The sequence below is a fragment of the Methylobacterium sp. V23 genome, from assembly GCF_002917135.1.
Lineage (GTDB): Bacteria > Pseudomonadota > Alphaproteobacteria > Rhizobiales > Beijerinckiaceae > Methylobacterium.
The window spans coordinates 13,246-39,774 of sequence record NZ_PDHT01000022.1; the positions used below are offsets into that span (position 1 = coordinate 13,246).

The 26,529-nt window shown below is 64.7% G+C and carries 22 protein-coding genes and 1 pseudogene; 6 read left to right on the forward strand and 17 right to left on the reverse strand.

Features of this window, described 5'->3' with window-relative positions:
- Nucleotides 1-57 precede the first annotated feature (57 nt).
- A complete protein-coding gene (locus CRT23_RS19125) occupies nucleotides 58-717 on the forward strand; it encodes a TetR/AcrR family transcriptional regulator (RefSeq protein WP_103711142.1) in 660 nt (219 codons plus the stop codon).
- 148 nt (nucleotides 718-865) lie between these two features.
- Here CRT23_RS19125 and CRT23_RS19130 read toward each other — a convergent pair whose 3' ends face one another.
- The 3 genes from CRT23_RS19130 to CRT23_RS19140 all read right to left on the reverse strand — a co-directional run bounded on the left by CRT23_RS19130 (nucleotide 866) and on the right by CRT23_RS19140 (nucleotide 1,869).
- Complete coding sequence (locus CRT23_RS19130) at nucleotides 866-1,087, reverse strand: hypothetical protein (RefSeq protein ID WP_103711143.1); 222 nt, start codon at nucleotides 1,085-1,087, stop codon at nucleotides 866-868.
- A 26-nt stretch (nucleotides 1,088-1,113) separates the two neighbouring features.
- Entirely contained in the window at nucleotides 1,114-1,536 is a 423-nt protein-coding gene (locus tag CRT23_RS19135) for a hypothetical protein (RefSeq protein WP_055949616.1), read from the reverse strand.
- Nucleotides 1,537-1,608: 72 nt separating this feature from the next.
- A complete protein-coding gene (locus tag CRT23_RS19140; RefSeq protein ID WP_103711145.1) occupies nucleotides 1,609-1,869 on the reverse strand; it encodes a hypothetical protein in 261 nt (86 codons plus the stop codon).
- Nucleotides 1,870-2,077: 208 nt separating this feature from the next.
- Here CRT23_RS19140 and CRT23_RS19145 point away from each other — a divergent pair, with 208 nt between their 5' ends.
- The gene (locus tag CRT23_RS19145; protein WP_103711147.1) at nucleotides 2,078-2,344 is read left to right on the forward strand and encodes a hypothetical protein; all 267 of its coding nucleotides are present in this window, start codon (nucleotides 2,078-2,080) and stop codon (nucleotides 2,342-2,344) included.
- 327 nt (nucleotides 2,345-2,671) lie between these two features.
- Here CRT23_RS19145 and CRT23_RS19150 read toward each other — a convergent pair whose 3' ends face one another.
- Both CRT23_RS19150 and CRT23_RS19155 read right to left on the reverse strand, forming a co-directional pair.
- Nucleotides 2,672-4,252 carry a DHA2 family efflux MFS transporter permease subunit gene (locus CRT23_RS19150; RefSeq protein ID WP_103711148.1) on the reverse strand — a complete coding sequence of 527 codons (1,581 nt, stop codon included), beginning with the start codon at nucleotides 4,250-4,252 and terminating at the stop codon, nucleotides 2,672-2,674.
- Nucleotides 4,249-5,466, reverse strand: coding sequence for an HlyD family secretion protein (locus CRT23_RS19155; protein WP_103711258.1), 1,218 nt, complete (start codon nucleotides 5,464-5,466; stop codon nucleotides 4,249-4,251). Before CRT23_RS19155 ends, CRT23_RS19150 begins: the two co-directional genes overlap by 4 nt.
- A 75-nt stretch (nucleotides 5,467-5,541) precedes the next feature.
- Between CRT23_RS19155 and CRT23_RS19160 the strand changes: the two genes are divergently transcribed.
- Complete coding sequence (locus tag CRT23_RS19160) at nucleotides 5,542-6,228, forward strand: TetR/AcrR family transcriptional regulator (protein WP_103711260.1); 687 nt, start codon at nucleotides 5,542-5,544, stop codon at nucleotides 6,226-6,228.
- Nucleotides 6,229-6,604: 376 nt separating this feature from the next.
- Here the strand turns inward: CRT23_RS19160 and CRT23_RS19165 are convergent, their stop codons facing one another.
- The 5 genes from CRT23_RS19165 to CRT23_RS19190 all read right to left on the reverse strand — a co-directional run bounded on the left by CRT23_RS19165 (nucleotide 6,605) and on the right by CRT23_RS19190 (nucleotide 14,183).
- Nucleotides 6,605-8,767, reverse strand: a complete 2,163-nt coding sequence (locus CRT23_RS19165) for a TonB-dependent siderophore receptor (RefSeq protein WP_181017387.1) — start codon at nucleotides 8,765-8,767, stop codon at nucleotides 6,605-6,607.
- Between the two features lie 1,046 nt (nucleotides 8,768-9,813).
- On the reverse strand, nucleotides 9,814-11,157 hold the full coding sequence (locus CRT23_RS19175; protein WP_146056425.1) for a cytochrome P450: 1,344 nt from the start codon (nucleotides 11,155-11,157) through the stop codon (nucleotides 9,814-9,816).
- Nucleotides 11,150-12,406 carry a methyltransferase gene (locus CRT23_RS27875; RefSeq protein ID WP_146056426.1) on the reverse strand — a complete coding sequence of 419 codons (1,257 nt, stop codon included), beginning with the start codon at nucleotides 12,404-12,406 and terminating at the stop codon, nucleotides 11,150-11,152. Before CRT23_RS27875 ends, CRT23_RS19175 begins: the two co-directional genes overlap by 8 nt.
- On the reverse strand, nucleotides 12,403-12,780 hold the full coding sequence (locus CRT23_RS19185; protein WP_103711155.1) for a hypothetical protein: 378 nt from the start codon (nucleotides 12,778-12,780) through the stop codon (nucleotides 12,403-12,405). Before CRT23_RS19185 ends, CRT23_RS27875 begins: the two co-directional genes overlap by 4 nt.
- A 221-nt stretch (nucleotides 12,781-13,001) precedes the next feature.
- A complete protein-coding gene (locus CRT23_RS19190; RefSeq protein WP_103711157.1) occupies nucleotides 13,002-14,183 on the reverse strand; it encodes an acyltransferase in 1,182 nt (393 codons plus the stop codon).
- A 705-nt stretch (nucleotides 14,184-14,888) separates the two neighbouring features.
- Between CRT23_RS19190 and CRT23_RS19200 the strand changes: the two genes are divergently transcribed.
- Nucleotides 14,889-16,097, forward strand: a complete 1,209-nt coding sequence (locus CRT23_RS19200; protein WP_103711161.1) for a serine hydrolase — start codon at nucleotides 14,889-14,891, stop codon at nucleotides 16,095-16,097.
- A gap of 228 nt (nucleotides 16,098-16,325) precedes the next feature.
- Here the strand turns inward: CRT23_RS19200 and CRT23_RS19205 are convergent, their stop codons facing one another.
- A complete protein-coding gene (locus tag CRT23_RS19205; protein ID WP_103711163.1) occupies nucleotides 16,326-17,297 on the reverse strand; it encodes an AraC family transcriptional regulator in 972 nt (323 codons plus the stop codon).
- Between the two features lie 163 nt (nucleotides 17,298-17,460).
- Between CRT23_RS19205 and CRT23_RS19210 the strand changes: the two genes are divergently transcribed.
- Nucleotides 17,461-18,039, forward strand: coding sequence for a DUF308 domain-containing protein (locus CRT23_RS19210; RefSeq protein ID WP_103711165.1), 579 nt, complete (start codon nucleotides 17,461-17,463; stop codon nucleotides 18,037-18,039).
- 832 nt (nucleotides 18,040-18,871) lie between these two features.
- On the opposite strand, the pseudogene CRT23_RS19215 reads toward CRT23_RS19210, so the two are convergent.
- The 6 genes and pseudogenes from CRT23_RS19215 to CRT23_RS19240 all read right to left on the reverse strand — a co-directional run.
- Nucleotides 18,872-19,125: pseudogene (locus CRT23_RS19215) on the reverse strand (inorganic phosphate transporter); the annotation flags it as partial.
- Between the two features lie 290 nt (nucleotides 19,126-19,415).
- Nucleotides 19,416-19,745 (reverse strand): sulfite:cytochrome C oxidoreductase subunit B, encoded by a 330-nt coding sequence (locus tag CRT23_RS19220; protein WP_103711264.1) that lies wholly within the window; start codon nucleotides 19,743-19,745, stop codon nucleotides 19,416-19,418.
- An 11-nt stretch (nucleotides 19,746-19,756) separates the two neighbouring features.
- On the reverse strand, nucleotides 19,757-20,962 hold the full coding sequence (locus CRT23_RS19225; protein WP_103711167.1) for a molybdopterin-dependent oxidoreductase: 1,206 nt from the start codon (nucleotides 20,960-20,962) through the stop codon (nucleotides 19,757-19,759).
- A 48-nt stretch (nucleotides 20,963-21,010) separates the two neighbouring features.
- The gene (locus CRT23_RS19230) at nucleotides 21,011-22,087 is read right to left on the reverse strand and encodes a putative sulfate exporter family transporter (protein ID WP_103711266.1); all 1,077 of its coding nucleotides are present in this window, start codon (nucleotides 22,085-22,087) and stop codon (nucleotides 21,011-21,013) included.
- Between the two features lie 17 nt (nucleotides 22,088-22,104).
- A complete protein-coding gene (locus tag CRT23_RS19235; protein WP_103711268.1) occupies nucleotides 22,105-23,475 on the reverse strand; it encodes an MFS transporter in 1,371 nt (456 codons plus the stop codon).
- 70 nt (nucleotides 23,476-23,545) lie between these two features.
- Nucleotides 23,546-25,216: a choline dehydrogenase gene (locus CRT23_RS19240; RefSeq protein ID WP_103711169.1), complete on the reverse strand. Its 1,671-nt coding sequence runs from the start codon at nucleotides 25,214-25,216 to the stop codon at nucleotides 23,546-23,548.
- Between the two features lie 144 nt (nucleotides 25,217-25,360).
- Between CRT23_RS19240 and CRT23_RS19245 the strand changes: the two genes are divergently transcribed.
- Complete coding sequence (locus CRT23_RS19245; RefSeq protein ID WP_103711171.1) at nucleotides 25,361-26,389, forward strand: histone deacetylase family protein; 1,029 nt, start codon at nucleotides 25,361-25,363, stop codon at nucleotides 26,387-26,389.
- The last annotated feature ends 140 nt before the right edge of the window (nucleotides 26,390-26,529 follow it).

Sequence of the window (26,529 nt, forward strand, 5' to 3'; positions counted from 1 at the left end):
ACGTATCGTCCCGTGCTAAATGTTCTGCGCACGTTTCCGTGAGCCGGTGAGGTCGTCGTGAATGCCAAGGACGTGACGCCGCGGGCGCCGAGCCGCCTCGGTCGCCCTCCACGCGGCTCCGAGGGCGAGGCCACGCTGCGCATCCTCGCGGCGGCGAAGCCCGTCTTCCTGAACGAGGGTTTTGAGGCGACGAGCATCGATGCCATCGCTGGGTCGGCGGGCATCTCCAAGAAGACCATCTACGGGCGCTTTTCCTCCAAGGAGGATCTCTTCGAGGCCGTCATCGTCCGGTTCATCGAGGAAAACGTCCCAGCCATCGAGCTTGCGGCTTCGCAGGCCGGCCCCGTGGCGGAGCGGCTCCATCGTATCGCGCTTGCGGTGCTGGAGGTCGCCCTCACCGTCGACACCATCGCCGTTCGCCGTATTATCGTCGCCGAGGCCGCGCGCTTCCCGGAGTTCGCTCGGCTGCTGCACGATTTCGGACTTGCCCGTGTCGCCCCGCTGATCGAGCGATGCCTTGAGGAAGGCAACGCCTCAGGCGAGATCGCGGCCGACGACGTCAGGCACGCCGGCGACATGTTCCTCAGCATCGCCATTCGCGGTTTCATCGACAAGGCGGAGCTCGGCCTGGACCGTCCGGGCCTATCGCACGTGAAGCGGGAAACGCTGAGACGCTCCATCGAGTTCTTCATGGCGGCGTGCCGGAAGCGAGATTAGCCGGTCCGTGGGAAAGGCCCGCCGGCACAGTGCGGAGAGGCCGCCTTGCTCCCCGGGCGGCTCCTTCCTCCGCCGGGAAGCGCTGAGTGAAAAGATACGTTCTAGGGCCCGGACCGCACAGCATGGGGCGCGGATACCGGAAAGGCGCTCAGGAACGGAGATAGCGGACCATGATCTCGCCGGCGGCCCGACGAGCATATCCGGGGACGTCCTCATCACGGTAGGGCGGGACCAGTTCGGTCGGGTCGAGTTCGCCGAGGACGCCGTCGAGTTCCTCCGCGGTGAAGCCGCCTTCGAGCGCCTCCTGGATGGCGCGGCGCGCATACGGACGCGCCTGTGGCCATGGGCTGGCGCGCCCGTACCCGTTCAAACGACGTCGTGGGGCCCTCCTCAACATCACTCCCCGTCGGTTACGACGGAGGCAGGAGCCGGGCGATGCGAGGCGAGCAGGGCGTGTGAGACAGGGGAGCCGACGCGCGCGACCGACGTGGACGGCATCATCGCCGCGCCGGAGGCGACCAGTCCCGCCATCATGCGCAAATCCTCGGGCTGGCGCGGGTCGGAAGCGACGCGCTCGGCATCCGCCTGCAGGCGCATGTTGCACGCCTTCGACGGCAGGCCGTCGTCGGGCGTGCAGGCATCGTGGCGGGCGCACGCGGCATCCAGCGCGTCGACCGGTGCGGCGGGAGCGTTGTTCCCTGGGCCGCAATAGTTGCCGTACAGGAGCAGCTTCGGCTTGCCCGCCGGCGAGCCCTCTTGGGCGTTAGCCGGCACCGCGAGGGCTGCAAGGAGCCCGAGGGCAAGAAAAGATTTGGTCATGGGTTCTCGTCCTTAGGTTCACGTGTAAGCCGGGGCGGTCGAGCCGCCTTCGGTTGGGGAAAGGCTTGCGTCTCAGCGCCGGATGGCGGTTCGCCGAGCTCCATCGTCCCGCGGACCCGCGTCGAACACGGCCCTGCAGGCGGGGCTCAGGCTGGCTTCCTGCGCCCGCATGCAGGCCACGATCCGACCGCGGTCGGGTATCGCCGTCAGGCAAAGGCGCATGACGTCTTCGCGGCACAGAGCCACCTGCTCTTCCTCTCCGGCCCTGGCACCGGATTGACCGGTTACAAGGATGCCCAGGACCAGGGCGACGTCGAGGAAAGGCTTCGTCATCGTATCGGTCCCGTCTCGGTACGCCCGGGCATCCAGTTCGGGCAGGGTCCGACATGGAACGTTAAGGATACGACTTCGTTCCGTTTAAACGTCGAGTGTTCCGAAGCCTCGGTATCCGGGGATCAGGCGGCATACTTGACGCTGCATCCGGGCATGGTGACCGCGAGTGCGCCAATGATGCGGATCGGAACACGGGGTATGGACTGACATGCTGGCACGGATCGCGGCGGGCGCCATGGGCGTCATTGTTCTGTTCGAACCCGTCTCGGCCAAGGATGCGGTCGGCGCCCGCGCTCGCGCATGGGTGGCGAGCGTGGTGGAACGCATGGAAGGTACGGCTGCGCTGGTGGCCGCGACGACCCGTGGGCGAAAGGTCCGGACCATCGACGTCCACCTCCGTGTCGCCGCCGATGGCACCGTGCAGGACGTCGCGTTCGGGAACCCGGTTCTTATGGACCCCTGGAAAAGCGTCTGAGGGGGGGGCGGTCCTGGCCGCCGGTCCGTTCGGCCCGCCACCGAACGCGTTACTCGCCCTCGACGGAACGACCGACCTGGATTTTCCCATGAGGGTGTCCGACCGACGGCAATGAGGGCGGCGGCCTCGATGTGTCCCATCCCAGGTTGGTGACGGCCTCGCCTAGGTGCGCGACAGGACTGACGCCTTGCCCGCGAAGGTGGGAATCGCCGCGGCACGCAACGTATCCGAAAGGTGTCGTGGCCGACCCGCGCAGGGGGCGGAGCGCAGGTCGGCCACTGATCGCATGGTCACAAGGCGGACCATGCGATCCGTCGAGCGGCAGGTTCAGTGGGCCTCGATGGGGCCCGCCGTCCGCTGCGGCTTTTTCAGGATGGCGACAACGCCCAGGCTGAGGACCAAGCTGACGCCGACGATGTAGAACCCGTCCGCGTAGGCCATGACGTAAGCCTCGCGGCGAACCTGCTGGGCCAGCATGCCGATAGCGGCGCCCTTCGCGGCCGCCTGGTCGGCGATATGCCCGTGCAGGCCGGCGGCCAGCGCGGCGAGGCGTTCCTGGGTGCGCGTGGCGTTCACGGTGATCGCCTCGGCCAGCACCGAGAAGTGCATGTGCTCGCGCCGGTCGATCATCGTCGAGAGCATGGCAATGCCGATGGAGCCGCCGAGGTTGCGCATCATGTTCGACAGCGCCGAGGCGTCGGCCGTGTCGCGCGGGGCGAGGCCCGCCGTCGAGAGCTGCGAGAGCGGGATGGTGAACAGCGGCTGGCCGATGGCCCGCATCAACTGCGGCAGGATCAACTGGTCCATGCCGACGTCGTGGGTGAGGCCGACGTTGATCCAGCAGCTGGCGATGAAGAACAGCGTCCCGGTCACCACCAGCAGCCGGGCGTCGAAAACCCGCATGATCAGGGGCATCATCGGGAACAGCAGCAACTGCGGCAGCCCGGACCACATCACCACGTAGCCGATCTGCTGGGCGTTGTAGCCCTGGATCTGCGCGCAGTAGACCGGGATGATGTAGATCGAGCCGAACGAGACCGCTCCGAGGACCGTCATCAGCACGCACGAGCCCCCGACCGAGCGGTTGCCGAGCACCCGCAGGTTGATGAAGGGCCGCTCGGCCATCAACTCGCGGACGATGAAGCCGGTGATACCGGCGGCCGCCAGCAGCGACATGTTCACGATGATCTGCGAGCCGAACCAGTCCTTCCGCTGGCCCTCCTCCAGCACGTAGGTCAGCGCCGGCAGGCCGGTGGCCATCAGGCCGATGCCGATCCAGTCGCCCTTCAGGAGCTCGGCCCACCGCGCCGGCACGTCGTCGAAGGCGCCGAGCTGGATGCCCATCGCGAGCGGGCCGAAGATCAGGTTCAGGTAGAAGATGTAGTGCCAGGAGAAGTTGTCGGTGAGCCAGCCGCCCACCGTCGGGCCGATGGCCGGGGCGAAGGTGGCGGTCAGCCCGAACATCGCGATGCCGATGGTCTGCTGGCTCTTCGGCAGGCGCGTGCGCACGATGACGATGGCGGTCGGGATCAGCACGCCGCCGGTGAAGCCCTGGCCGGCGCGGAACAGGATCATCTGCGGGAGCGATGTCGAGAGCGCGCAGGCGAGCGAGAAGGCGGTGAACAGCATCGTGTTCACCGACAGGTACCGTCGCAGGCCGATCACCGAGGAGAACCAGCCGGTGAGTGGGATCACGATGATCTCGGCCATGAGGTAGGCGGTTGAGATCCAGCTTCCCTCCTCGGTGGAGGCGCCGAGTGCGCCCTGGATGTCGGCGAGCGAGGCGTTGGTGATCTGGATGTCGAGAATGGCGGTGAACGCGCCGAGGATCGCGCCGAACACCGCCAGCCAGTCGCGGGCGCTCGCCTTGACTTCAGGCGCCGTCGTGGCCGTCGCGCCGGCGCTCATCGCGGCAGCGCCTCGCTCACGAGCGCCGGGCGCGGCTTGCCCTGCCGAGTCTCGACCCGCTCGACCTCATACCGTGTATGCACCGTCGCCTCGACCGAGAGGCCCGGACGCAGCCGGGCGAGCAGCGGGTCCCCATCATCCAGGGCGATGCGGACCGGCACGCGCTGGACGACCTTGGTGAAGTTGCCGGTGGCGTTCTCCGGTGGCAGCAGGGCGAACTGTGCGCCTGTGCCGGGCGAGAAGCTCTCGATACGCCCTTCGAACGCGTGTTCGCCAAGCGCATCGACCGTGAAGGTGACGTGCTGACCTTCGACGATCCGCCCGGTCTGGGTCTCCTTGAAGTTCGCCACGAGGTAGATGTCGCGGCCCATCGGCACCACGGTCAGCATGCCCGTGCCGGCGGAGACGAACTGTCCGACCCGCAGCGAGCGGTCGCCGACCACGCCGTCAACGGGCGCCGTGATGGTGGTGTAGGTCAGGTTGAGCTGTGCCTGCTCGACCTTCGCCTGCGCCGCCTCAAGGCTCGCCTTCGCGCTTCCCTCCAGGGCGCGGAAACTCTCCACCTGCTTCCGGGCTGCATCAAGGGAGGCGATGGCCTTGTCGTGTGCCGCCCGCTTCTGGCGCAGGTCGGCATCGGCCTGCTGCTGGCGCTGCGCCGTGCCCGAGCCGGTCTGCAATAGGTTCTGGTAGCGGGTGTATTCCTTGCCGGCGAAGTCGAGAGCCGCGTCGGTGTTCTCGACCTCGGCCTTCGCGGACTGGACCTGGGCCTGCTGCTGCAGGATGGCGGCAGCGGTGCTGAGGAGCTGGGCCCGACCCTTGCCGACCTCTGCCTCGGCCTGCTTGAGCATGACCCGATACTCGCGGTCGTCGAGGCGGGCGACGACGTCGCCGACCTTCACCGGCTGGTTGTCGCCGACCAGCACCTCGGCGACGTGGCCGGCGATGCGCGGGGCGACGGTCACCTTGTCGGCCTGCAGGTAGGCATCCTCGGTCGTCTCCAGGAACCGCCCGACCGTCCACCAGTGCCAACCGTAGCTGCCACCACCGCCCAGGGCGGCGAGGAGGAGAGCGGGAAGGATCCAGCGCGCCTTCCGACGCTTGGCAGCCGGTGCAACGGCTGGGTGGCCCGAGGCGGCCGGTGTGGGATTGCCCCCGGTCCCCGTGATAGCGGTCGGAGCTTCCGTTTGGGGAAGATCGCTGGATCGAGCGTCCATGGTGCTGGCCAACATCAATACGATACGGTAGTGTATCGATATAGGATGAGACCGGACGTGACAAGGAGCATGATGATGGCTGAGACCTCGGCCGCCGAGCCCGAGGCGACATCGAAGCGAGGGACCGGCGGACGGCCGACACGCGAGGAAGCCGCCCGGCGTGAGGCGCGCATCGTGGAGGTCGCCACCCAACTGTTTATCGAGCGAGGCTTCGACGGCACCTCCATCGACGCGGTGGCGGAAGCCGCGGGCGTCAGTAAGCCGACGCTCTATTCCCGCTATCAAGACAAGCGCGCCCTGTTCGAGGCGGTCCTGCAGGGCCGCATCCGAGAATGGCTCGCGCCCCTCTCGGCGGCGGCGGAGATGCAGGCTCTTCGGGCCACCCCGAAGGATGCAGCGACGGTGCTGGATGAGCTCAGCCGCAACCTGCTTGCCCGCTCCCATGCACCGGGAGCCGCAGCGCTCACCCGCTGCATCGCCGCCCAGGCCATGCAATTCCCCAACCTTGCCAAGCTCGCCTACGAGGAAGGTTGGCTCCGGGGCGTCAGGGCGGTCGGCTGCCTTCTTGGTGTCATGGTCGAGCAAGGACAGATCGCAGTCGATGACCCCGAGATCGCCGCCGACCTGTTCCTCAATCTCGTCCTCGGGCGGAGTTCGAGGCAGGCCCTGTTCGGCATCGAGGTGGATGCCGAAGCCCAGGAAAGGCGCCGTCGCGCCGCCATTGCCCTGTTCCTCGCCGGCGTCCGACCCGAACCTGCCTGAAGCACGCGAGGACGATACCGATTTTTGGTAAGCGGATTGCAGTTAAAACCCTGCGTCACGTCGCGAAGACCTGCGATGCTCGTCGTAGCTTTACAGGAATGTCCGCTTCGTCGCCCATTCGCCTGAAAGCAGACCGGCAAAAATCCATCCTTCTCGGACTTTGCCGCCTATAGTGATCTGTGTCGGTAAAACGACCGATTTCGCCACCTACCAGATATGGTGGTGAGTGGGTGTCTGCCCCGACCAGAGTTGCTCGTGTTTCCTTAGGGTGGATTTCAGCTTTTCCGCTTACCGGCAATTCAAGCGTTACAGCAGTCGTGGACGCCAGACAGATGGGCGATCCGTCGCAGAAGCCCCTTCTTGGCAACGATAGAGGTCAAAAGCGTGCTGCGACACCACCCATGATCGTGCGTGGTGTACCCGGTGTCGCGTAACGGTTCTGGAAGGCGCGGTCGTAGTAGTTCGTGTCGAGTAAGTTGTCGACGTTGAGATAGATCCGCACCTGCGGAGTAATCCAATAGTACGAAATCAGGTTGACGACCGTGTAGTCCGGCAGCCGAAAAGTCGAGAGGGCGGTGCCTGCCACGCGCTGACCGACATAAGTCACGCCAGCGCCGAGGCCGAGGCCACGCAACTCCGCCCGTTGGAACTCGTAGACGCTCTGCAGGGCAAGGGTGTCGGCAGGGATGTTGGCGATCCGCGTGCCCACGGGCAGTGTGTTGTCACGACTTACAGCGGCATCGGCATGGGTGTAGGTGCCGATCATTCGCCAGCCGGGTGCCAGATACCCGGCGACGGTCAGGTCGAAGCCCTGGCTCCGTACCTCGCCGGCCGCCACGCTGAAGTTTGGATCGACTGCATCGGCCGTGAGGACGTTGGTGCGCCGAATGTCGAACAGGGCTGCCACGGCGCTCAGTTGCCCGTCGAGCAGGCTGAGCTTGGCGCCGACCTCGTAGCCCTCGCCTTGCTGGAAGGCGAAGGGCCGTCCCGAGCGATCCGTGCCGGTATTCGGCAGGAAGGAACGGCCGTAGCTGCCGTAGACCGAGACCTCATCGGTGAGATCGTAGGTAAGGCCGAAGCGCGGGGTCGCGACCGTGTCCTGCAGGCTCGTGGTGCGGCCAGTGCGGTAGTCGGTGGAAACGAGGCCGAGGTTCTCCACGCGCACGCCCAGGAGGGCATGGAGGCGTGGGGTGAGGTCGATCTGATCCTGAACGTAGCCGCCGAAGCTCTCGGTATTCTGCAGGAAGTTCGTGATCGAGGCGAGAGGAGGCCGGGTGGATTGCCCGTAGCGGGGCGCAAGGAGGTCGAGGGTGAAGGGGAAGAGGTTCGCGTTCGAGCGGTTGAAGATCTCGCGATAACGGTACGTGTCGTACTCCAAGCCCATCAGCAGGGTGTGGCGGAAGGGGCCGGTCTCGAACTTGCCCGCGAGGTTGAGCTGCAGGTCGAGGTCCGACCAGCTCAAGTCGCGATGTTCGAAGGTTCGGCGCAGGGTACGCCCATCACCGAGGACGTTCATGGCGCCCACGCCGTCGCCGACGAGGCTCCCGCCCAGAGCCTGGACGCCGGCGGTGACCACCCAGTCCTGATCGAGCTTGTGCTCGATGCGCAACTGGCCAAGGGCGTTGTCGTTGCGCACCGGCGGGATGCCAGGCTCGCCAATGAAGCGGTTGCGCGGCAGGGCGCGGATGTTGCCGTTGATCGGCACGACACCCCGGTCGAAGGTCGCGGTCGTGCTGGCAAACTCGCCCTCCAAAGTGATCGTGGTGTCGGCGGTCGGCTTCCAGGCGATGACGGGGGCAAGGTAGTAGCGGTCGCTGTGCACGAAGTCGCGGAAGCTGCCGTTGTCCTCGACGGCGCCCGTGACGCGGGCGAGCACTCGGCCTTCCTCGTCGAGGGCGCCAGTGGCGTCGAAGGTGCTGCGCTTCTGGTTGAAGCTTCCGAACTGCGTGCCGATCGCGAGGGCGCGCTCGGCCAAGGGCTGTTTGGTCACGATGTTGAAGGTGCCGCCGGGATCGCCGCGTCCGTATAGGAAGGCGGACGGGCCCTTCAGCACCTCGATCCGCTCAATGGACACCACGTCCGGCGAGGGCGGGTAGCCCCGGTTGATCGGGAAGCTGTTGCGGTAGTACTCGCCCGTGTTGAAGCCGCGGATCGTGAACTCCGTCAGGCCAAGGCCTGCGAAGTTGTTGGCCCGGCCGACGCCGGCAAGATCGAGGGCGGAGTCGACCCGCGTTGCGGCGGCGTCCTGCAGAACCCGATCCGGCACGACGACGACCGTCTGGGGCACCTCGCGCAGCGGTGTGTCGGTGCGGGTCGCGCTGACGCTGTCCCGTGCAAGGTAGCCATCGACCTTGCGTGCTGTTCCGCCCGCAGGCCCTCCGATGCCGGCCACCGAGAGTTCGTCGAGCTGCACCTCTTGTGAAGCATCTGCGGCGAGCTGGGCTACGGCCGAACTGGGCCCAAAACTGACCAACGAACCCGATTGCGCCACAAGCACGAAGGCAGCGGACGCCGCCAGGGTAGTGCTTCTTTTGGTCATTTTTCTCGACACGATCACGGACGCAAACCAACTTGGATCAATTCCGTCCGTTACGGTCCAGAAACATACGCGGTCAAGCTCGCGGGGATCCGAGCACACACGTCTAGCTTCGAGGTCTTCGAATGTATCTCAGTCTAGATCTAGAAGCGTTATAATCTGTCGCGTCTCGCAGGAAATGTGTTGCATGCGCGTAACAGCGGTGAAGGTCGTTCGCGGGTCAGCAGTCCTGTTTGTCTTGCATTCGGTTTGTAGCGGCATCCCGTCTGCGTACCTTTAACGAACAGCGCAACCGCTGGACGCCCTGACGGTTGGATGGCTGCTTTCAGGAAGTGCTCGGAGATGGCCGTATGACCGACGGGGGTCGTAAGCGGAAACTACCCGATCGTTCTCAAATCCGACGTTAGGCAGAATATCCTGTCCGCGAGGGCATGCCCTGGCGGACACCTCGGACGCGCCAAAAAGTCTGTCCGGATGAGCTACAAAGATACAACTGTGATCGTCACCAGCAGGGCCGAAACCCTTAATGGGGTTCGGGGAGCGAAGCGACGAGAGCATGGTCCCGAAGGGACGCACCCTGCTGGCAGCGTCATGGTACTCTGGTAGGCTTCATCTGGGACGTTTTCTATGTCGCTGATTTTGGAAGACCGCCCCTGGGTCGTGTTCGATGGTGAATGCGTCCTCTGCAATCGGTTCGTTGGTGTTCTACTCACCCACGAGCGTTCACCGGAGTTGCGGTTTGCGACCACGCGCTCGCGTATGGGACGGGCGCTCGCGTCTCGTCACAGTTTGACCGAGAGCGATCTGGACAAGACCTACCTCGTTGTCCGAGGGCATCAGGCCTGGACGCGATCCGATGCCTGGATCGAACTCATGAGCCTCATGCGGGCGCCACTGGGGTGGTTGCGACATCTGCGCGTGGTGCCGCGATCATGGCGGGATGCCGTTTACGACGGGATTGCACGCAATCGGTATCCTTGGTTTGGGTGCCATACGATCTGTCAGGTTCCCTCGGCAGAGGCACGCCATCGGTTCGAGCTCGACTGAGGTCAGTCGACCGCGCGCGTCCAGCGTTGCCGCAGGCCACCACGGGGGCGCAGAGAGAAACGGGCCTCCGGGACCGGATCGGCGCTCTCTGGATGTGGCGTCCAGGTCCGAACGAGCGTGGCGATGGCGATCGATACTTCCATCAGCCCGAAAGTCTGTCCAATGCAGACGCGAGGGCCTGCGCCGAAAGGGAAGTAGGTGAAAGGCTGATGGTCTGAATCGAGCCACCGGCGGGGATCGAAGCTCTCCGGATTGGGAAACCAGCGCGCATCTCGTTGGGTGATCCAAGGCACGACCTGAACAACGTCCCCCCGGCGCACCGGCAGCCCGGCGATCGTCACGTCTCGGACCGCCCGGCGTAGGAACATCGTGTAGGCAGGCGGATAGAGTCGCAAAACCTCGCGGACCGTGCCGCTGAGGAGAGGCATAGCCGGTAGGTGGTTTGCCGCAACGGGTCCTGTCCCGCAGACAGCGACGATCTCCCGGCGGAGCGCCTTCACGAGGTCGGGCCGCGGCGCCAGGGAGGCGAATGTCCACGTCAGAGCCTCGGCCGAAGTCTCATGGCCGGCGATGAGAAGGCCAGCGACATCGTCGCGGATCGCATCGGGCTGATCTTCTCGACCGGCAACGAGTGTGCCGAGGAGGTCGATCCCGGCGGACGCACCATTGGCGAGGCGTGCGACGACCAGGTCGCGCACGAAGCGCCCGAAGGTGTCCATCGCCCACCTTTTCCGCCGCTTGGCCGGTGTCGGCAGACCATCCGGTAGGACGATCGGCGTGGTCGCTTCGCGGTAAGCGATCTCGGACAGGGTCCGCACGGCGATGCCAATCTCGTCGAGCACAGCATGATCTGGGACCGTCCCGAACATGGTGGTGAGGGCGACATCCAGCATGAAGTGGCCCATGGTCACGTCGACGTCGAAGATAGGCTCCGGCTCGCCCGCTGCGATCGCTTCGGAGAAGGCGGTCGCGCGTCGGGCGATCGCGTCGGCATAGGCCGACAGGTTTCGGGTCGCAAAGACCGGCAGGACGTGTCGGCGCCTCTCGCGCCAGGCCGGTCCATCCGCCGTCAGAACGTTCTCGCCGTTCCACTGGCGCAGGATCCGCATCAGCCGTTCGAACCTGATGAACTCCTGGGCCTGCCTGGCCATCACGGCTTCGACGTGGTCGGGATGGAACAGCAGCCAGAGCCGGTAGGGCCCGAGCCTCAGGCGCACGGCGTCCCCGTGCCGGGCCTTCATGTCGTCGTAGAAGCCCAGGGGATCGCGGCGCAGGCGGAGCAGGTGATCGGTGCCGAGGGTAGGGCTGAACGGCGTAGCGGCACGCAGCGGGGGGGCGTCAGACAAGGCGGCGCTCCTTGGCCTCGCGCACAGGCGAGCGCGTCGAGAAGGGGGCCAGAACAAGCAGCAGCGCCGAACCGAGGAGGACGGCCGCGAAATTGATATGCGACAGGGCCCAGGCGACCGCGTTTGGACCTTGGGCCGCGTAAGACCCGTCGACGTACCGCAAAGTCGTGCCCGGGCGGACGTCCAGGCCCCTGACTCGCCGTTCGAGCCAAGCGGCGAGGAGCGGCTGCCATGACACGGTGGGTGAGAACTCGAACCGTGCCGGCTCGACCGTCCATGGGTGCCAGCGCGGCCACCACTCCGGAACGGCCTCGCGATAGGCCAGCCAATCGGCGGGGAAGCGCTCGAGGAGGTCGTATCGGTGGTGCCATCGGACCATGCCGAGGACGAAGACGAGCGCCATGGCGGCCGCTGCCATGACCCAGGGGTTTGCGAGGACGGCGCCCATGAGCAGCCAGAGCGCGGCCGTACAGGTCTGCATCGGATTGCGGATGTAGGCGTAGATCCCACCCCGGACGAGCCGAACGGTAGGATCGAGGGGGATCGGCGTCCCGCCGCCGCGGAGGGCGAAGAGGTGCGCGCCGGTTGCTCCCAAGAGGAGCAAAGGCGCGGCGACGATTGCCGCGGGCACAAGGATCCAGGGTGTCCTCGGCACATCGCTCCAGGACCCACCCATGGCCCGCATGATGAGGGTGGGCAGGAGCGCGAAAGCAAGCCAGCCATAGCCGAAGGCGAGCAGGGTGACGCGTGCACCGAGCCTGCGGTTCTCGGCGGTCCAGCGTGCGAGGAAGAGCGCCGGGATATGTGCGATCAGGAAGACGACGAGTACGCCCGTGAGCCAATCTGAGCCTGCATGCACGAACGGTCGCAACGAGGAGAACAGCGGCGCATGGAGGCAGACGACGATCGAACCAGCCAGCAGGACGGGATTGGTCTGCGGCGCCGCGAGGAACAGCACGGGGCCGAACAGCAAGGCTCCTCCAAGCAGGATATCGAACGGCATGCCTGCCAGCATCAGGGCGCCGCCCCCGTAGTGCCACCACCCGGCAGCAAGGGCGACCTGATGGGCGACAAAGATCGTTCCCATGCCGTAGAGTAGGGCAAAGAGCGCCGCGATCCGGCGGCGGTCGTCGCCCTCCCGCTTCATCAACCAGCCAGCGCCAGCCAGCGGCCCCAGAAACAAAGCCCAGCGCAGCGCCCAGAGCGCTGGTTCGGGCCATGCGCCGTTCGGAAGATAGGAAGCGATCACGCCAGTACCGCGCGCACGACACGGTCACGCCAAGTCGGCGGGATGCGTGTCTCGAACAACTCGACCAGGAGGAACACGACCGGCAAGCCGAGCGCGAGCGGGAGTGCGAGCGAAGGGACCGCCACGATCAGCGTAAGATGCGCGGCGGTGGCGAGGCGCATGAGGAGCCCTTCCTGCGTGCGGGTGGGCGGCATCCTGAGCAGTGCCGCGACGAGAACAACGGGGAAGATGACGCCCAGGGGCAGGGTCAACAGGGCGGTCTCCTCTCCCATCTGCAAGGCATGGAGCGCGACGGCGACGCGTAGCAACCCAAGGGCCGCCAGCGTACCGAAGATGGCTCGAACCACCCATTGCTGCGGGCGGAACCCACTCATGGCGAAGCTCCTGCGCTTACGATAGGACCAGGGGATGCCTCGCCAGTTGATACCGGCGAGGTCGGGTAATGCCCACCGCAATGTCGACCAAACTTTCCCCAGTACGGGCCACGCGACGCGGTCGTCGAAGTGACCTACGTCCAGATCGGGCCGAAGGCGGAAGGCGCTAAATCTCAGGAATGCGATCGTTTTATCTACATAACTTTGTTTTTGATGCCGTACTAGATCTGGCTTGCAGCACGCCAAGCGCGAAAGCTGCGCGTCAGGTGTGCGAGCGTCCGGTCAACAATCCGGCCGAACCACATTCGTAAGGCCGGTTCGACACGGGTTGCCACGGCAGTTGCGGCTAAGCACGCCGTGCTCATACCAAACAGGAGCGACGCCAAAGGTGGTAGGCTGAAGACCAGGGCGAAGCGCATAGCTAGAACGCCAACGAAGGTGTGCAGGAGATAGAGCGGGTAGGTCGCTAAGCCGATCGTTCGGATCCAGGCGGCACCGCGTTGCCCGACGACAGCGTGTAGCTGTCGATCGAGCACGAGGCAGGCCGCGAGTAGCGTGAGGAAGCCAACGAAGACCAGCTCGGGAACGTAGTTGAAAGTCTGTATCCCAAGTTCCGCCTCAGTTGCTCGAGCGTCGTAGGCAATCTGCAGAAGGCTGCCGAGGCCGCAGAGGCACGATACGACGAGACGCTGTCTAGTGATGCCGCGGAACGCCATCAGCCAGACGAAGACGCCCAGCGCGAAGTCGCAGCCATGGGTAATCAGCAACAGCTTGGCGATACGCTTGCTTGCCAGCACATCGAGACCAGGGAGCCAGGGCGTCGAGGCCGCGATCCAGATCACCGTGGAGATCAGACCAACCACTGTCATGACGATTTCCAAGCGATGCCCGGCCCGCAGGAGCAGCAGCGTGAAGACGACCGCGTAGAAGGCGATCTCGATGGCCAGCGTCCAGTAGACCCCGTCGATCCAGGTAGGCACGGGAAACAGCACGAGTGTACGGAGGTAGGTCAGGGTGAGAGCCGTGGCCGAGAGCGGCAAGAAGGCGAGTGCGAGGAGGAAAGTGATCGTCGCGCAGATCCAGACGCCCGGCATCAGCCGCAGGAGGCGGCTGCGCAGGAAGCGTTCCGGCGTCGCGCCTTCGGCCGAGTAGGCAATGACGAAGCCCGAGATCGTGAAGAAGATCGGTACGCCGATCCACCCGACGGCGGCGAGTTCGAGCAGATCCGGGAAACGGGCCTTGCCATCAAGGAGCATCATCGCCTCGCTCGAGGGAATGATCCAGGACGTGCAAGCGAGGTGGAACAGCATGACAGCGCTGGCCGCGAAGAACCGCAGAAGATCGATCCCGACGACTTGCGTCTTCCTGCTCTCACCCGGGGGGACATGCGCTTGTAAAATCATGCGAGGACATCGATGGTGAGCGCGCCTGTCGCAGAACAGCCGCTGGAAACGTCACCTTGCCACCAATTCCTCCAACACGAAGAGAGCTTCCATCCTTTATTGGCTGACCGAGACGTTTTTTTCCAGCAATCACCAGGTTTTACTACGGATCGCCGAGGGATCGCGCCTCTTTCAGGTTAAGCAGCCGAATACTCCCGATGGCTCGACTTTCAGGGCTCACGCGCTGCGGGCTGGATACATCACGGAAAGTGTAAGCCTAGGCGTGGATCCCACGTGCATTATGGACCAAAGCGGGCATCGGGACCCGAAAACGGTGGTCGGGTAAGCCGCCGATGCTGGCGAGCCAATGTCGACACGGGGCCAACGCACGAGGACCTTGCCCTGCGCATCGATGCCGTGAACTTGGAACACGTTCTTCGCCAGATCGAGGCCGATGGCGCTAACCTGTGCCATGGACGGCTCCTGTCGATGAGATCAACGACCTCATCTTGGCGCAGCGATGCCGTGGCGGGGGCCGTCCACCCCATCAAGCTCCGTGGTCGCGCGCTACGGATCCGCTCCGGGAGTGGTCGCATCTCTCGGACGGAAAATGGGACTTGATATCCTGGGAGGATAGAAATGCTCAGCTACCGAAGGACATCGGACGGAACACGACGTGGCAGAGCCCGAAAGGCCAGCATCCATCCCGGAAGGATCCCAGCTTTAATGGGCGGCATACTCGCGGCGCTCGCGCTCCATGCCGCATCCTCAGCGCATGCCGGCGGCGGCGGAAGCTACGCCCATGCCACGGAGACGATCGGCACAGGCCAGCAGCTCTACGATGGCCTGCTGACGCCGGATCTGACCGTGAACACCCTCCGCAACGTTGACCGTCTGTTTCCGACGCGGGCCGTGGCGGCCTCCGCACGGCCGGCCGCCTTTCGGATCGCGCGGAAGCAGCTCGGACAGATCAGGTTCGCCGTCGGCGACCGGACTTACGACCTCACCGACTTCCTCGCTGTAGATCGGGTATCCGGCATGATCGTCCTGAAGGACGGCGAAGTCGCCTACGAGACCTACCAGCTCGGCAACACGCCGGGCACCCGCTGGACCTCGATGTCGATTGCCAAGTCCGTCACGTCGACACTGATCGGCGTAGCGGTCAAAGAGGGTCTCATCGAAAGCTTGGATGAGCCGGCGACGAAGTACGTGCCGCGGCTCAAGGGTAGCGCCTACGACGGCGTAAGCATCCGCGATGTGCTAATGATGTCGTCCGGCGCGAAGTGGAACGAGGCCTACACCGATCCTGGATCCGACCGGCGCGATCTCCTCAAGGCGCAGGAATCTCAGCAGCGCGACGCCGCCATGGATGTCATGGCGAAGCTGCCCCGCGCGGTCGAGCCCGGAACGAAGTTTAACTACAGCACCGGTGAGACCCAGGTGGCTGGCGAGATTCTTCATGGCGCTATCAAGGGTCCTCTCGCCGACTACCTTTCGGAGAAGATCTGGAAGCCCTACGGCATGGAGGTCGAGGCCAGATGGTGGCTGGACTCGCCCGGCGGGCTTGAGATCGCCGGCAGTGGCCTGTCGGCGACGCTGCGCGATTTCGCGAGGTTCGGCCAGTTCTACCTCGACGGCGGCGTGGTCGAGGGCAGGTCGATCCTGCCCGACGGATGGCTGCAGGAAGCTAGCACCGCCAAGATCCTGAAGGGTGGCGCTCCGCTGGACTACGGCTACATGTGGTGGATCGCCACCTCGGCTCCGGCACGGGCCGACAGAGCATTCATGGCCCGTGGCATATTCGGCCAGTTCGTCTACATCGACCCCAAGGAGCGCGTCGTGATCGCCGTAACGAGCGCGGCCTCAAAACCTCAGAACCTTCAGCTGATACCGCCTCAGGTGTTCTTCGACGCCGTCGCGGACGCTTTGAAGTAGCAGGAGCGGCGATCGCACGGATCCGCAGTCTCAAGAAGCAACGGAGTAGAATTTGCACGCTCTTTGAGAGTATATTCTTCGCAGCATGCGTTCCATTCCAGCCAGCTTCTGCCGGACATGGGACGTCCTTTTTACGGGCTTTATACCCGAAGGCGGACCAGCAGATTTCCACTCAACCCGGTCATAGAGCAGACAGGCCGGCGTCGGCCAGCCGAGCCGTACAGACTGCTATGATGGCCGCCAAAAAGCGGACGTAGGCGTGGGTTCGACCCGCTCAGCCCCCTGCCGCAAACCACCGTCCTGCTCGCGTGATCCGGTACTGCTCGGCGGCGCAGGTTCGTTCCGCGGCGGGTGTCCAAACATGGCCTTGTAGGCGCGGCTGAAGGCTGCCTCCGACGCGTAGCCGACGCGCAATGCAACCTCTCCGACACGCGCTTCGCGGGCGATCAGCATGTCCCGGGCGAGCGTGAGCCGCCACTCGTTCTGGTAGCGTAGGGGCGAGCGACCGACGAGCGCCGTGAACCGGTTGCAGAAGCTCGACCGTGACATGCCGGCCGCGTCCGCCAGGGCCTCGACGCCCCAAGGACGTGATGGACGCTCGTGCATGACCTTCAAGGCCCGGGCGATGCGGGCGTCCGAGAGTCCTCCCAGCCATCCGGTGGTGTGCCCGCGCTGTACCCAGGTTCGTAAGGTGCGGATGACGATGACATCGATGATCCGCGAGATCATCAGGGCCGCGCCCGGCTCGTCGTCGGTCACCTCGACCATCAGGAAGGGTACGATGCCCTCCAGCCACCCCGCCCCCTCGTCGCGCCGGATGTGGATGCGCCCGGGAAGGGACGAGACCATGCCGTGCAGGGCGTGGGGATCGAACCAGAACCGACAGACGATCACCGAAGCGTTCGAGGCGGAGGCCACAAGCCTGGCCCCTCCGAGCCCGCTGGGGAGAAGCACGAGATCGCCCGTGTCGATGACGACTCGCTCCCCGCCATTGTCTTCAACGTGAAGGGAACCCTCGGCGACCACGAGGACATGGGCGGCCCCAACCTCCAGGTCCAAGATCCCTGACCGCTCGACCTCATGGGACCGGACGTGGTCCCCGGTGAGCCTGATCTGCGCCAGGACGAGGGAGAGGAGGTCGCCGGCGACGCTCGGTCCATCCTCCGGAGGAACGGTCAAGTTTTCCAGCGATCCGGTCATGGGTGTCATCGGTGTCCGTTTGTAAAAGTGCCTTCCGAGGCGAGGCATATCCCCTGCAAAAACACCGTTTCCACGAAGTCCGGCGTTTCGGTCGCCGGCGTCCTCCGCGTGATTGTGGGTCGTGCCGATTCTCCGCGTTGCCGCGCACCCAAAGGGAACCACGATGACGATTATCCAAAGACCCGGCCATGACACTTCGCGCTGGCTGAGTTCCTATTACTTCCTCCGTGCCGGAATATCCGTCGGCTGGGTCGCTGCCGCCTTCACCATCGGCAAGGCCATGCCGCCGGCCGCGGCGGCGCTCCTGGTCGCTTATCCCGCCTGGGATGCCGTCGCCAACGTCATCGACGCGCGCCGCAGCGGCGGCCTGGGTGCCAATCCCAGCCAAGCCCTCAACGCGGCCGCCAGCACCGTCGTCGCCGTCGCAGTGGCGCTCGCGCTCGGATGGGGCATGCACGCGGTGCTGGCGGTGTTCGGGATCTGGGCGATCCTCTCCGGCCTGTTGCAACTCGCGACCGGCGTGCGGCGCTGGCAGGCGGGCGCACAGTGGGCGATGGCGCTCAGCGGAGCGCAGTCGGCCCTTGCAGGCACGCACTTCATCCTCAAGGCGAACGGTGCCTTGATGCCGGCGATCACGGACATCGCTCCCTACGCCGCGTTCGGCGCCTTCTACTTCCTGGTCTCGGCCGTGTGGTTGACCGTGGCGCAGGCGCGGAAAGGAACGACGGAACGGATTGCATGAACCATCGCGGCGCCGGCGGAACGTCCGAATCCCGCGCCGACGCCGCCGGCTGTCTCCCATGACCACCGTCCTCGGCAAACGGGCCGAGGACGCCCGAGACCGGACGGTGACACGGCCGTGCAGGATGACCCGTTCCATCGGCTGCGGTCATTCGGGGCCGCCCGCGGGATCGCCCGGGGGCGTGTCGAGCGTCATGGCCGCGACTCGCAAGCGCTACCGCCGGTGACGCGCGCAAGGCTACGCTAGGAAGTTCGGCACGCGCTGGAAGGTGCTACGGGCTCACATCCCCAACCTTGATTAAGCTGACGTTCAATAAAATCTGGCGCTAGAACGCGCAGGCAGTGTTTTTCGCAGAGTATAGTTAGGTACAGCACCAAGACTAGGCTCAGTAAACCTATTTTAGACTTATATGTAATACTGAGCCAGTTTTAAGTGTGAATTGAATCACTCTTAGGTGTGGCCGATAAGTCGTTAAATCAGTGGCTGGGGGACCAGGATACTGATCCACCAAACCGCCAAACAAAAACCTAAGCCCTTACAAACATTTAGCTTCGCTGCCGCCACGGGATGTGTAGCAGCGGGGTGGAGCAGGGGCAAGTAAGATCGAAGGCATCGTCTCGCCGTCGCCGGTGCATGAAGAGAGTTGCGAGCCCCAGCCGCCCTAGTGGGACGCAGACCCCCACAGACTCGGCCTGCGCCGTCGTCCGGTCCATCTGCAGGTTGGCTAGGCGGACCTTCAAGCGCTCGATGCCGGATAGCAGGATCGCCTCGAGTCCTACACCGCTGCAGAGGAGGTCGTCGGGACGGCCGATGTCCGCAATGCGCTGGGCTAGCTGACGATGCCGAAGGCCACCGCGCCGAGGAGGTTCAAGAAGCCGGACCATACCACCGCGACGTTGGCGGGCAGGAAGGCGTGTAGATTACGGAGGAAACGGCGCTGGCGGTGCCGTGGAAGCCTTTCACGAACTCGAAGCCCAGCGCGATAACCAGCGCCACGAAGAGCAGGATGCAAGGCAGGTAGCTGACGGCCTTGACGCCCGCGGATATAGTGTAGCCGACACAAAGCAGTGCCGCCCTGATGGTGCCGATGAGGGCGATCATCACAAGCGAACGGTTGCTGTCGAAGTTGGGCCGTCCTTGATGCTTGCTCGCTGCAGGCTAAATCATCCCCGACTGCAGATGTCCTGTACCTGACCCATCCATGTTCTTAGCCTCGTGCCTGCCGGAGGATTCGTTGATCCTCGCGGGGCGCGACCCTGAGCCGGCGGCGACGCATTCTTGATGGGATAGGGTCAATCGTCGCTGACGAACGTGCGATCCAACGCTGTTTTCGCAGGCGCCTGAAACAGCAGCGCTCGAGAGAATGCTGCTTCTCTTCAATAGGTCTCGGCGAGATAGGCGGCGATGGCCTTGGCGTCTGGCTCCGTGATGGGTGCGCCGTAGACCTTAATCATCTTCGTCACTTCCGACTCCCAAAAGGCTTTGCCCTTACCCGGCGGCTGCATGGCGATGTAATCGGACGAGTGGCAGGTGAGGCAATTGCCCTGCGCTGCCGCCAAGCCCGCTTCGCCCTCATGCCCCTTGGCGAGCTTCAATTGTGTCGTCTCTTCCGGCAGGGCATAGGCCCGTGGGGCGGCCGACGCAGGCCCCGCGGCGAGGAGAACGAGGCCGCTCACAAGCGCGCCGACGAGAATGTGGTTAGTCATCTCAGCCTCCCTCACGCCGCTGTCACGCGGACGGTCTCAACTACGTTGCGCATGTAGCCGGGCGGGTTCCAGAGGGGATCGAGGGGTTGGGACTGGCCGATTCGATTTGTAGCTTTGACCTTGATGGCATGCGTGCCGGCCGCAAGGTGCACTGGCAGGCTCCATTGCCGGAAGGAGTAGCGCCCGAGATCCTGGCCTAGAGCCGCCGAGGCCCATGTCCGACCATCGTCGGTAGATACGGCGACCTCGGTGATTCCGTAGCCGCCGTCGAAGGCCATACCGCGCAGCGTCGTCCGCCCGGCCTTCACGCTCGCCTTGTCAGCGACGCTAGTGACAAAGGATCGGACGTTGAAGCGAGCAATCGGCATCGTAGAGGCCGGCGCTTTCCCGGGCTCGGTGCAGGCGCAAGCATTGGCTGGAATGCGATAGGCCTTCTGCATCCAGAAGCCGTCGAAAGGCCTGTCGAGAACTGTGATGGCGTTGAGGTGCTTGACCCAGTAGGTGCCGTAGAAGCCCGGCACCACGAGGCGTAACGGATAGCCGTTGAGCCAGGGCAGGTCCTCGCCGTTCATGGCCCAGGCCAGCATTACCTCGCCGTCGCGGGCGTGGTCGATGTCGAGCGCCTTTGCGAAATCGGGTGTCTCGGGCACCACGGGCCCGTCCAGGCCCTCGAACGATACCTGCACGGCGCCCTTCTTCACACCAGCCTTGTCGAGCACGGTCTGCAACTTAACGCCGGTCCAGCGGGCATTACCCATGGCGCCGTTGGCGAGCTGGCCGCCGGCGACGCGGGGCTCCACGAACCCGCGCGAATTCCCCGAGCATTGGTTTACCGCCACCACCTCCACAGAGGGCAGCGCCTTGATTTCAGCGAGCGAGAGCGAGAGCGGCCTCTCGATGCTGCCTTTAACCTCTAGCCGAAAGGTCTCGGAATCGATGGAGAGCGGGATGTCAGCGAGGTGGTAGCGCACGAAGAAGGCGTCGTTTGCAGTGATGACGCCCTCGTCAAAGACGGTGAAAGGGGTCTCGAGCTGTGGTGGACGGCTGGTCAGCCGGATCAGCGGGCGCTTGCCGGGATAGGTCACTAATTCGCGCTCGCCCGCTCCAAAGGGCAGGGTCACGCCGTCGGCGGTGGCAAAGGCCCTTCGGCTGCTCAATGGACCTGCGGCCATCAGGGCGGCGCCCGCGCCGCGCAGGATCTCGCGTCGATGCAACATGCGTCCCTCCGTTGTCCGGCTCGGCCTCGTGCGGGCCGGCCGTTATCGTCAGCCGAGGCCGAGCAGATGGATCAGCCCAAGGCTGATCCCGAGCAGCAGCATTAGCGAGAGCGTCACGGCCGCCGTCACCCGGCCGCCGACGCGGCCGATGACGCGCACGTCGACGCCGAGCCCTAACGCCGCCATGGAGACCACGGTGAGCAGGCCCGCGACCTTGGTGATTGGTCCGATGGCAAGATCCGGTACTAGGCCAAACGAGCGCAGGGCCGCCAGCAGGAGAAATCCAAGGATGAACCAGGGCACTAGCTTGAATAGGCCAATGCGCTTCGCCGGTGGGTGGCCCGGCTCGCCCCGGCGAAGGCGCGGCGCCAGCAATGAAAAGGCGACCACCACGGGGCCCAGCATCAAAACGCGAACGAGCTTTACCAGGGTACCAATTTGCGTGGCGGCAAGTCCAGCAGGCACGGTAGCCGCTAGCACCTGTGGCACGGCGTAGACGGTCAGTCCCGCGAGGATGCCGTACTGGTTGGCAGTGAGGCCGAGCAGCGGGATCAGCAGTGGCAGACCGAGCACCATGACCACGCCGAGGATGGCGGTGAACGAGATCGAGGAAGCGACGTCGTCGCCGTCTGCGCTGATCACCGGGGCGACGGCGGCGATGGCCGAGTTGCCGCATATGGAGTTGCCACAGGCGATCAAGATGGAGATCTTCACCGGTAGCCCGAGCCCCCGGCTGATGCCGAAGCTGGCGATGATGGTCACGATCACCGTCGCGACGATGGCTGCCATCAGCAGTGGCCCCGAGGCGACGATGGCGGCTAAGCTGATTGAGGCGCCGAGCAGCATCACCGCTACTTCAAGGAGCTGTTTGGCGCTGAAGGCGATGCCGGCCCGCCAGCGCTGGCTCGGCGCCCAGGCGGTGCGAATCGCCATGCCGAGCAAAATTGCGATGACCAGTGCCTCGACATAGGGGTGCCCGAAGCTCCCCTCCTCGACATGTTGGATGCCGATGGAGAGGAGGGTCACGCCGATGCAGAGCGCGATGCCTGGCAGGAGCTCAGCGATCCGCGCGCCGAGCGCAGGAGCACGCGTGGGGGCCGTCACCGCTGTGCCGTCATCGACCATGCCCCCGCGCACGCCGGTCACGCGGGCTGCGTCCGTTCCACTGCGGCATGCCCGACGCGAGACGCCTCGGCCAGCTCCTCGCGCTGTCCGGCGTGCCCGATCCAGATCGCTGATGCTGCGCTAATCAGACCCGCCAACGTGCAGTAGCCACAGATTAGCCAAGGCTTGTCGGCGCCAGAGTACTGGATCAGTGCTGTTGCGATGATGGGAGTGAGTCCGCTCGCGAAGATGCCTGAGAATTGATATACAAATGAGATACCCGTGTACCGCACGTGCGCCGGGAAAAGCTCAGAGAAGAGAGCCGCTTCCGGTCCGTAAACCGAGGCGTAGAGAATGCCGAAGGGCAGTATGATCGCCATGTAGATGGCGCTTGTATTGCCGGGATAGGCCAGGAAGATCCAGAATGCCGGAAAGGCTGACAGACCCGTGATTACCGAGCCCCAGGCGTACACCCGCGTCCGTCCCATCCGGTCGGAGAGCGCGCCGAAGAACGGGATTGTCGCGCACATCACCAGCGCCGCTGCACAGACGCCGAGCAGCGCCTCGGTGCGCGGGACCTTGAGGGTCTGCGTGAGATAGCCGATGGAAAAGACGGCAAAGATGTTGAAGAACACCCCGTCGATCATGCGGGCGCCCATGCCGGCGAGCACGTTTTTCGGGTAGCTTTTGATCATCGAGACGAACGGGATCGCCGCCTCGCGGTTTTGCTCCTTCACCTTCGCAAATTCGGGCGTCTCCATCACGTTGAGGCGGATATACGCTCCCACCGCGACGAGAATGACGCTCAGCAGGAAAGCGAGGCGCCAGCCCCAGGACAGGAACTGCTCGTCCGTGAGAGTGTAGGACAGGGTCGCGACCACGCCCGAGGCGAGGCAGAGCCCAAGCGCCAGCCCGATCTGCGGGATGCTGGCATAGAGGCCGCGCTTCTCGGGTGGCGCGTATTCGAAGGCCATGAGCACTGCGCCGCCCCATTCGCCTCCGAGCCCGATGCCCTGGATGACGCGTAGGAACAGCAGCAGGATCGGGGCCGCAACGCCGATCTGCGCGTAGGTCGGCACTAGCCCGATGAGGAAGGTCGCCACGCCCATGAGCATCAGGGTGATGACGAGCATGCTCTTGCGGCCGACCTTGTCACCGAAATGCCCGAACACGACGCCACCTAGCGGCCGCGCTACGAAGCCCACCGCGAAGGTGGCGTAGGCGAGCAGCGTCGAGACCAGCGGGTCGCTGACAGGGAAGTAGAGCTTGTTCAGGACAATGCCCGCGACGACCCCGTAGAGAAAGAAGTCGTACCACTCGATGGTGGCGCCGATGAGCGCCGCCGATACCACGCGGCCGAGCCCTCCCCTCTGGGAGCCTTTACCCGCGTCCTGACCCAACCCTGCCATGCCCGCCTCCTTGCGACTGTTCGTCTTGCCCCGTACCCGCTCCTTGACGGGGCTACGGTTGCCCGGTTCGTTAGTGATGCGCATCCGCCAAGGCCGGCTTCTCCGGTGTTGGAGTGGTGACGCTGATCGCCTGTGCATCCCCGCGCGCATCGGCGAGGATCATGTCGGAGGCCTTCTCGGCGATCATGACCACCGGGGCACTGGTATTGCCCGATACCAGCGTTGGCATGATCGAGCAGTCGACGACGCGTAGGCTCGCGATACCGTGGACGCGCAGGCGCGCATCCGTTACCGCCATCGGATCGTTGCCCATCTTGCAGGTGCCGGAGGGGTGGAAGATTGTAGCGCCGGTCTCGCGGGCGAAGGAGAGCAGCGCGTCGTCGCCCTGTACGTCCTTGCCGGGTTTGTGCTCCTCCTCGATTAAACCGCCGAGTGCCTTGGTGGCTGCGAGGCGCCGGGCGAACTTGATGCCCTCGACGGTGCATTGTTGGTCTGTTTCGGTAGCGAGATAGTTCGCGCGCATCACCGGGGCCTCGAACGGATCAGCGTTGCGCAGCGTCACGGTTCCGCGTGATTCCGGGCGGAGCTGGCAGACGGAGAAGGTACATCCAGGCCAGGGGTGCGGCTTGGCCCCCGCCATATCGGCCGAGAGCGTGGCAAAGTGGAACTGCACGTCGGGCGTGCCGGGGCCCGCCATCACCCGCGTGAACAACCCTCCCTGGTTGATGCCCACCGCCAGCGGGCCGCTGCGCGTCAGCAGCCATTGCAAGCCGATCCGCGCCTTGCCGTAGAGCGTGGCTAGGTCGTCGTTGGTGGTGATCGGCTTGGCGACCTTGTACATCAGCCGGACCTGCAGGTGGTCCTGCAGGTTCTCGCCGACGCCGGGCAGATCGTACGTCACATTGATGCCTTGGGCCGCCAGCGCCCTGGCCGGACCAATGCCGGAGAGTAAGAGAAGCTGCGGGCTCTGGAGCGCGCCGGCTGCAAGGATGACCTCGCTCGTCGCTCGGACCTCCCGGACCTCGCCGCCCTGCCGGTATCGCACGCCTACTGCACGCCGGCCTTCGAGGACCAGTCCGGTGGCTTGCGCATCCACCTCGATGCTGAGGTTCGGCCGGCCACGTGCGGGGTCGAGATAGGCCACCGCCGTGCTGCAGCGCCAACCCTTGCGAGTGAAGAGCTGGTAGTAACCAACGCCCTCCTGATCGCCACCGTTGAAATCGGCCGTGCGCGCCACGCCGAGTTCCTGGGCGCCCGCGATGATGCCTTCGATCAACTCGTGCTTATGCTTGATGTCCGAGCACCAGAGCGGACCGTTGCCGCCGTGAGCAGGGCTGGCGCCTCGGGTGTTGTGCTCCGAGCGCATGAAGTAGGGTAGCACGTCGTCCCAGGACCAGCCGGCATTCCCAAGCTCGGCCCAATGGTTGTAATCCTCGGCCTGCCCGCGCACGAAGACCAGCCCGTTGATGGAGCTTGAGCCGCCCAGTGTGCGCCCGCGCGGCCAGTAGATCCGTCGACCCGCCATGGCGGGCTCCGGCTCGGTATGGAAGCCCCAGTTCAGGGTCTTGTGGAACATCGTTTTCCCATAGCCAATGGGAAGATGAATCCAAGGCGAGCTGTCGCGTGGGCCTGCTTCCAGCATCAGCACCGAATGGCGCCCGTCCTCGGACAAGCGGTTGGCCAGCACGCAGCCGGCGGTGCCGCCGCCTACGACCACGTAATCGAACTCGGCGCGCTGCATTGCCGCCTCCCTGCAATTGCCAGGTTTTCCCAGCGCAACATCCGTCTTCAAGCTCGGTTGTCTCGAAAAACGGTACGTTTCATTCGATTAAAGTGGTGTAAGGTGTGTCTGTCAATGCTTCGATAGCTAAATGAGAGACACGGCATGCAGATCGTCCATCACCCGGACAGCGTCCGTCACGATCCGGCTCAGTACTTCCGGCGCGGCAGCTTGATTGCGCATCCGGAGCAGGCGGCCCGCTACATCCTGCTGCGGGACGCTGCGCGTGACGCGGGCCACGATTTGGTCGAAGCGAGTGATGTGGGCGGCGCCTCAATTCTCGCTGTCCACGATGCCGGCTACGTCGCCTTCCTGCGTGAGGCTTGGGAGCTACGCGGCGAACTTGGCGAGGTTGGCGACGAGATCCTCACGGGGCATTTCGCAAGGCCCCAAATGCATCGCCAGCCGGAGGGGATGCTCGGCCTGCTCGGGCTCTACACGGCCGATACCTCCACCCCAATCCGCGCCGGAACCTGGGAGGCAATCTACGGCTCGGCTCAGGCTGCGGTTTGTGCCGCCGAGTTGGCGCTGGCCCAGGGGCATGCCTATGCGCTGTGCCGTCCGCCGGGCCATCACGCCTACGCGAACTCCGCGGGCGGCTTCTGCTACCTCAACAACACGGCCATCGCCGGCGAGCACATGCGCCGCGCGACCGGCGGTCCAGTTGCGATCATCGACATCGACGTTCATCACGGCAACGGTACGCAGGGCATCTTCTATGCGCGCGACGACGTGCTCACCGTTTCGGTCCATGCCGACCCAGCGAATTACTTCCCGTTCTTCGCGGGCTATGCCGACGAGATAGGCACTGGCGAAGGTGCCGGCTTCAACCGCAACATTCCTGTGGTGCACGGTGCTGGCGACGCACTTTGGCTCGCGGCGGTCCGCGATGCGCTCGCGGCCGTCGCCGGCCATCGCCCCACCGCCCTAGTGGTGGCACTTGGGCTTGACGCCTCACAGGACGACCCCATCGGCGTGCTTCAGGTGACGCGGGAGGGATTTGCGACCGCCGCCGAAGCGATAGCGGGCTCTGGCCTGCCGACAGCGATCGTCCAGGAGGGGGGCTACCTGTGCGAGGCACTTCCTCACAATCTGGTGGCGTTCCTGGAGGCCTTCGACGCCGCTCGGAAATGACCGAGAGCCTGCGCAGGTCTAAAAGAAAACTCTTCTTTTACGATCAATCAACAGAGAAAAAACCTCTTGATCCAAGCTCAAAATAGAAAAACATTACTATTGCTTCCAAGCTGGCGTCCACGACATGTAATGCTCATATT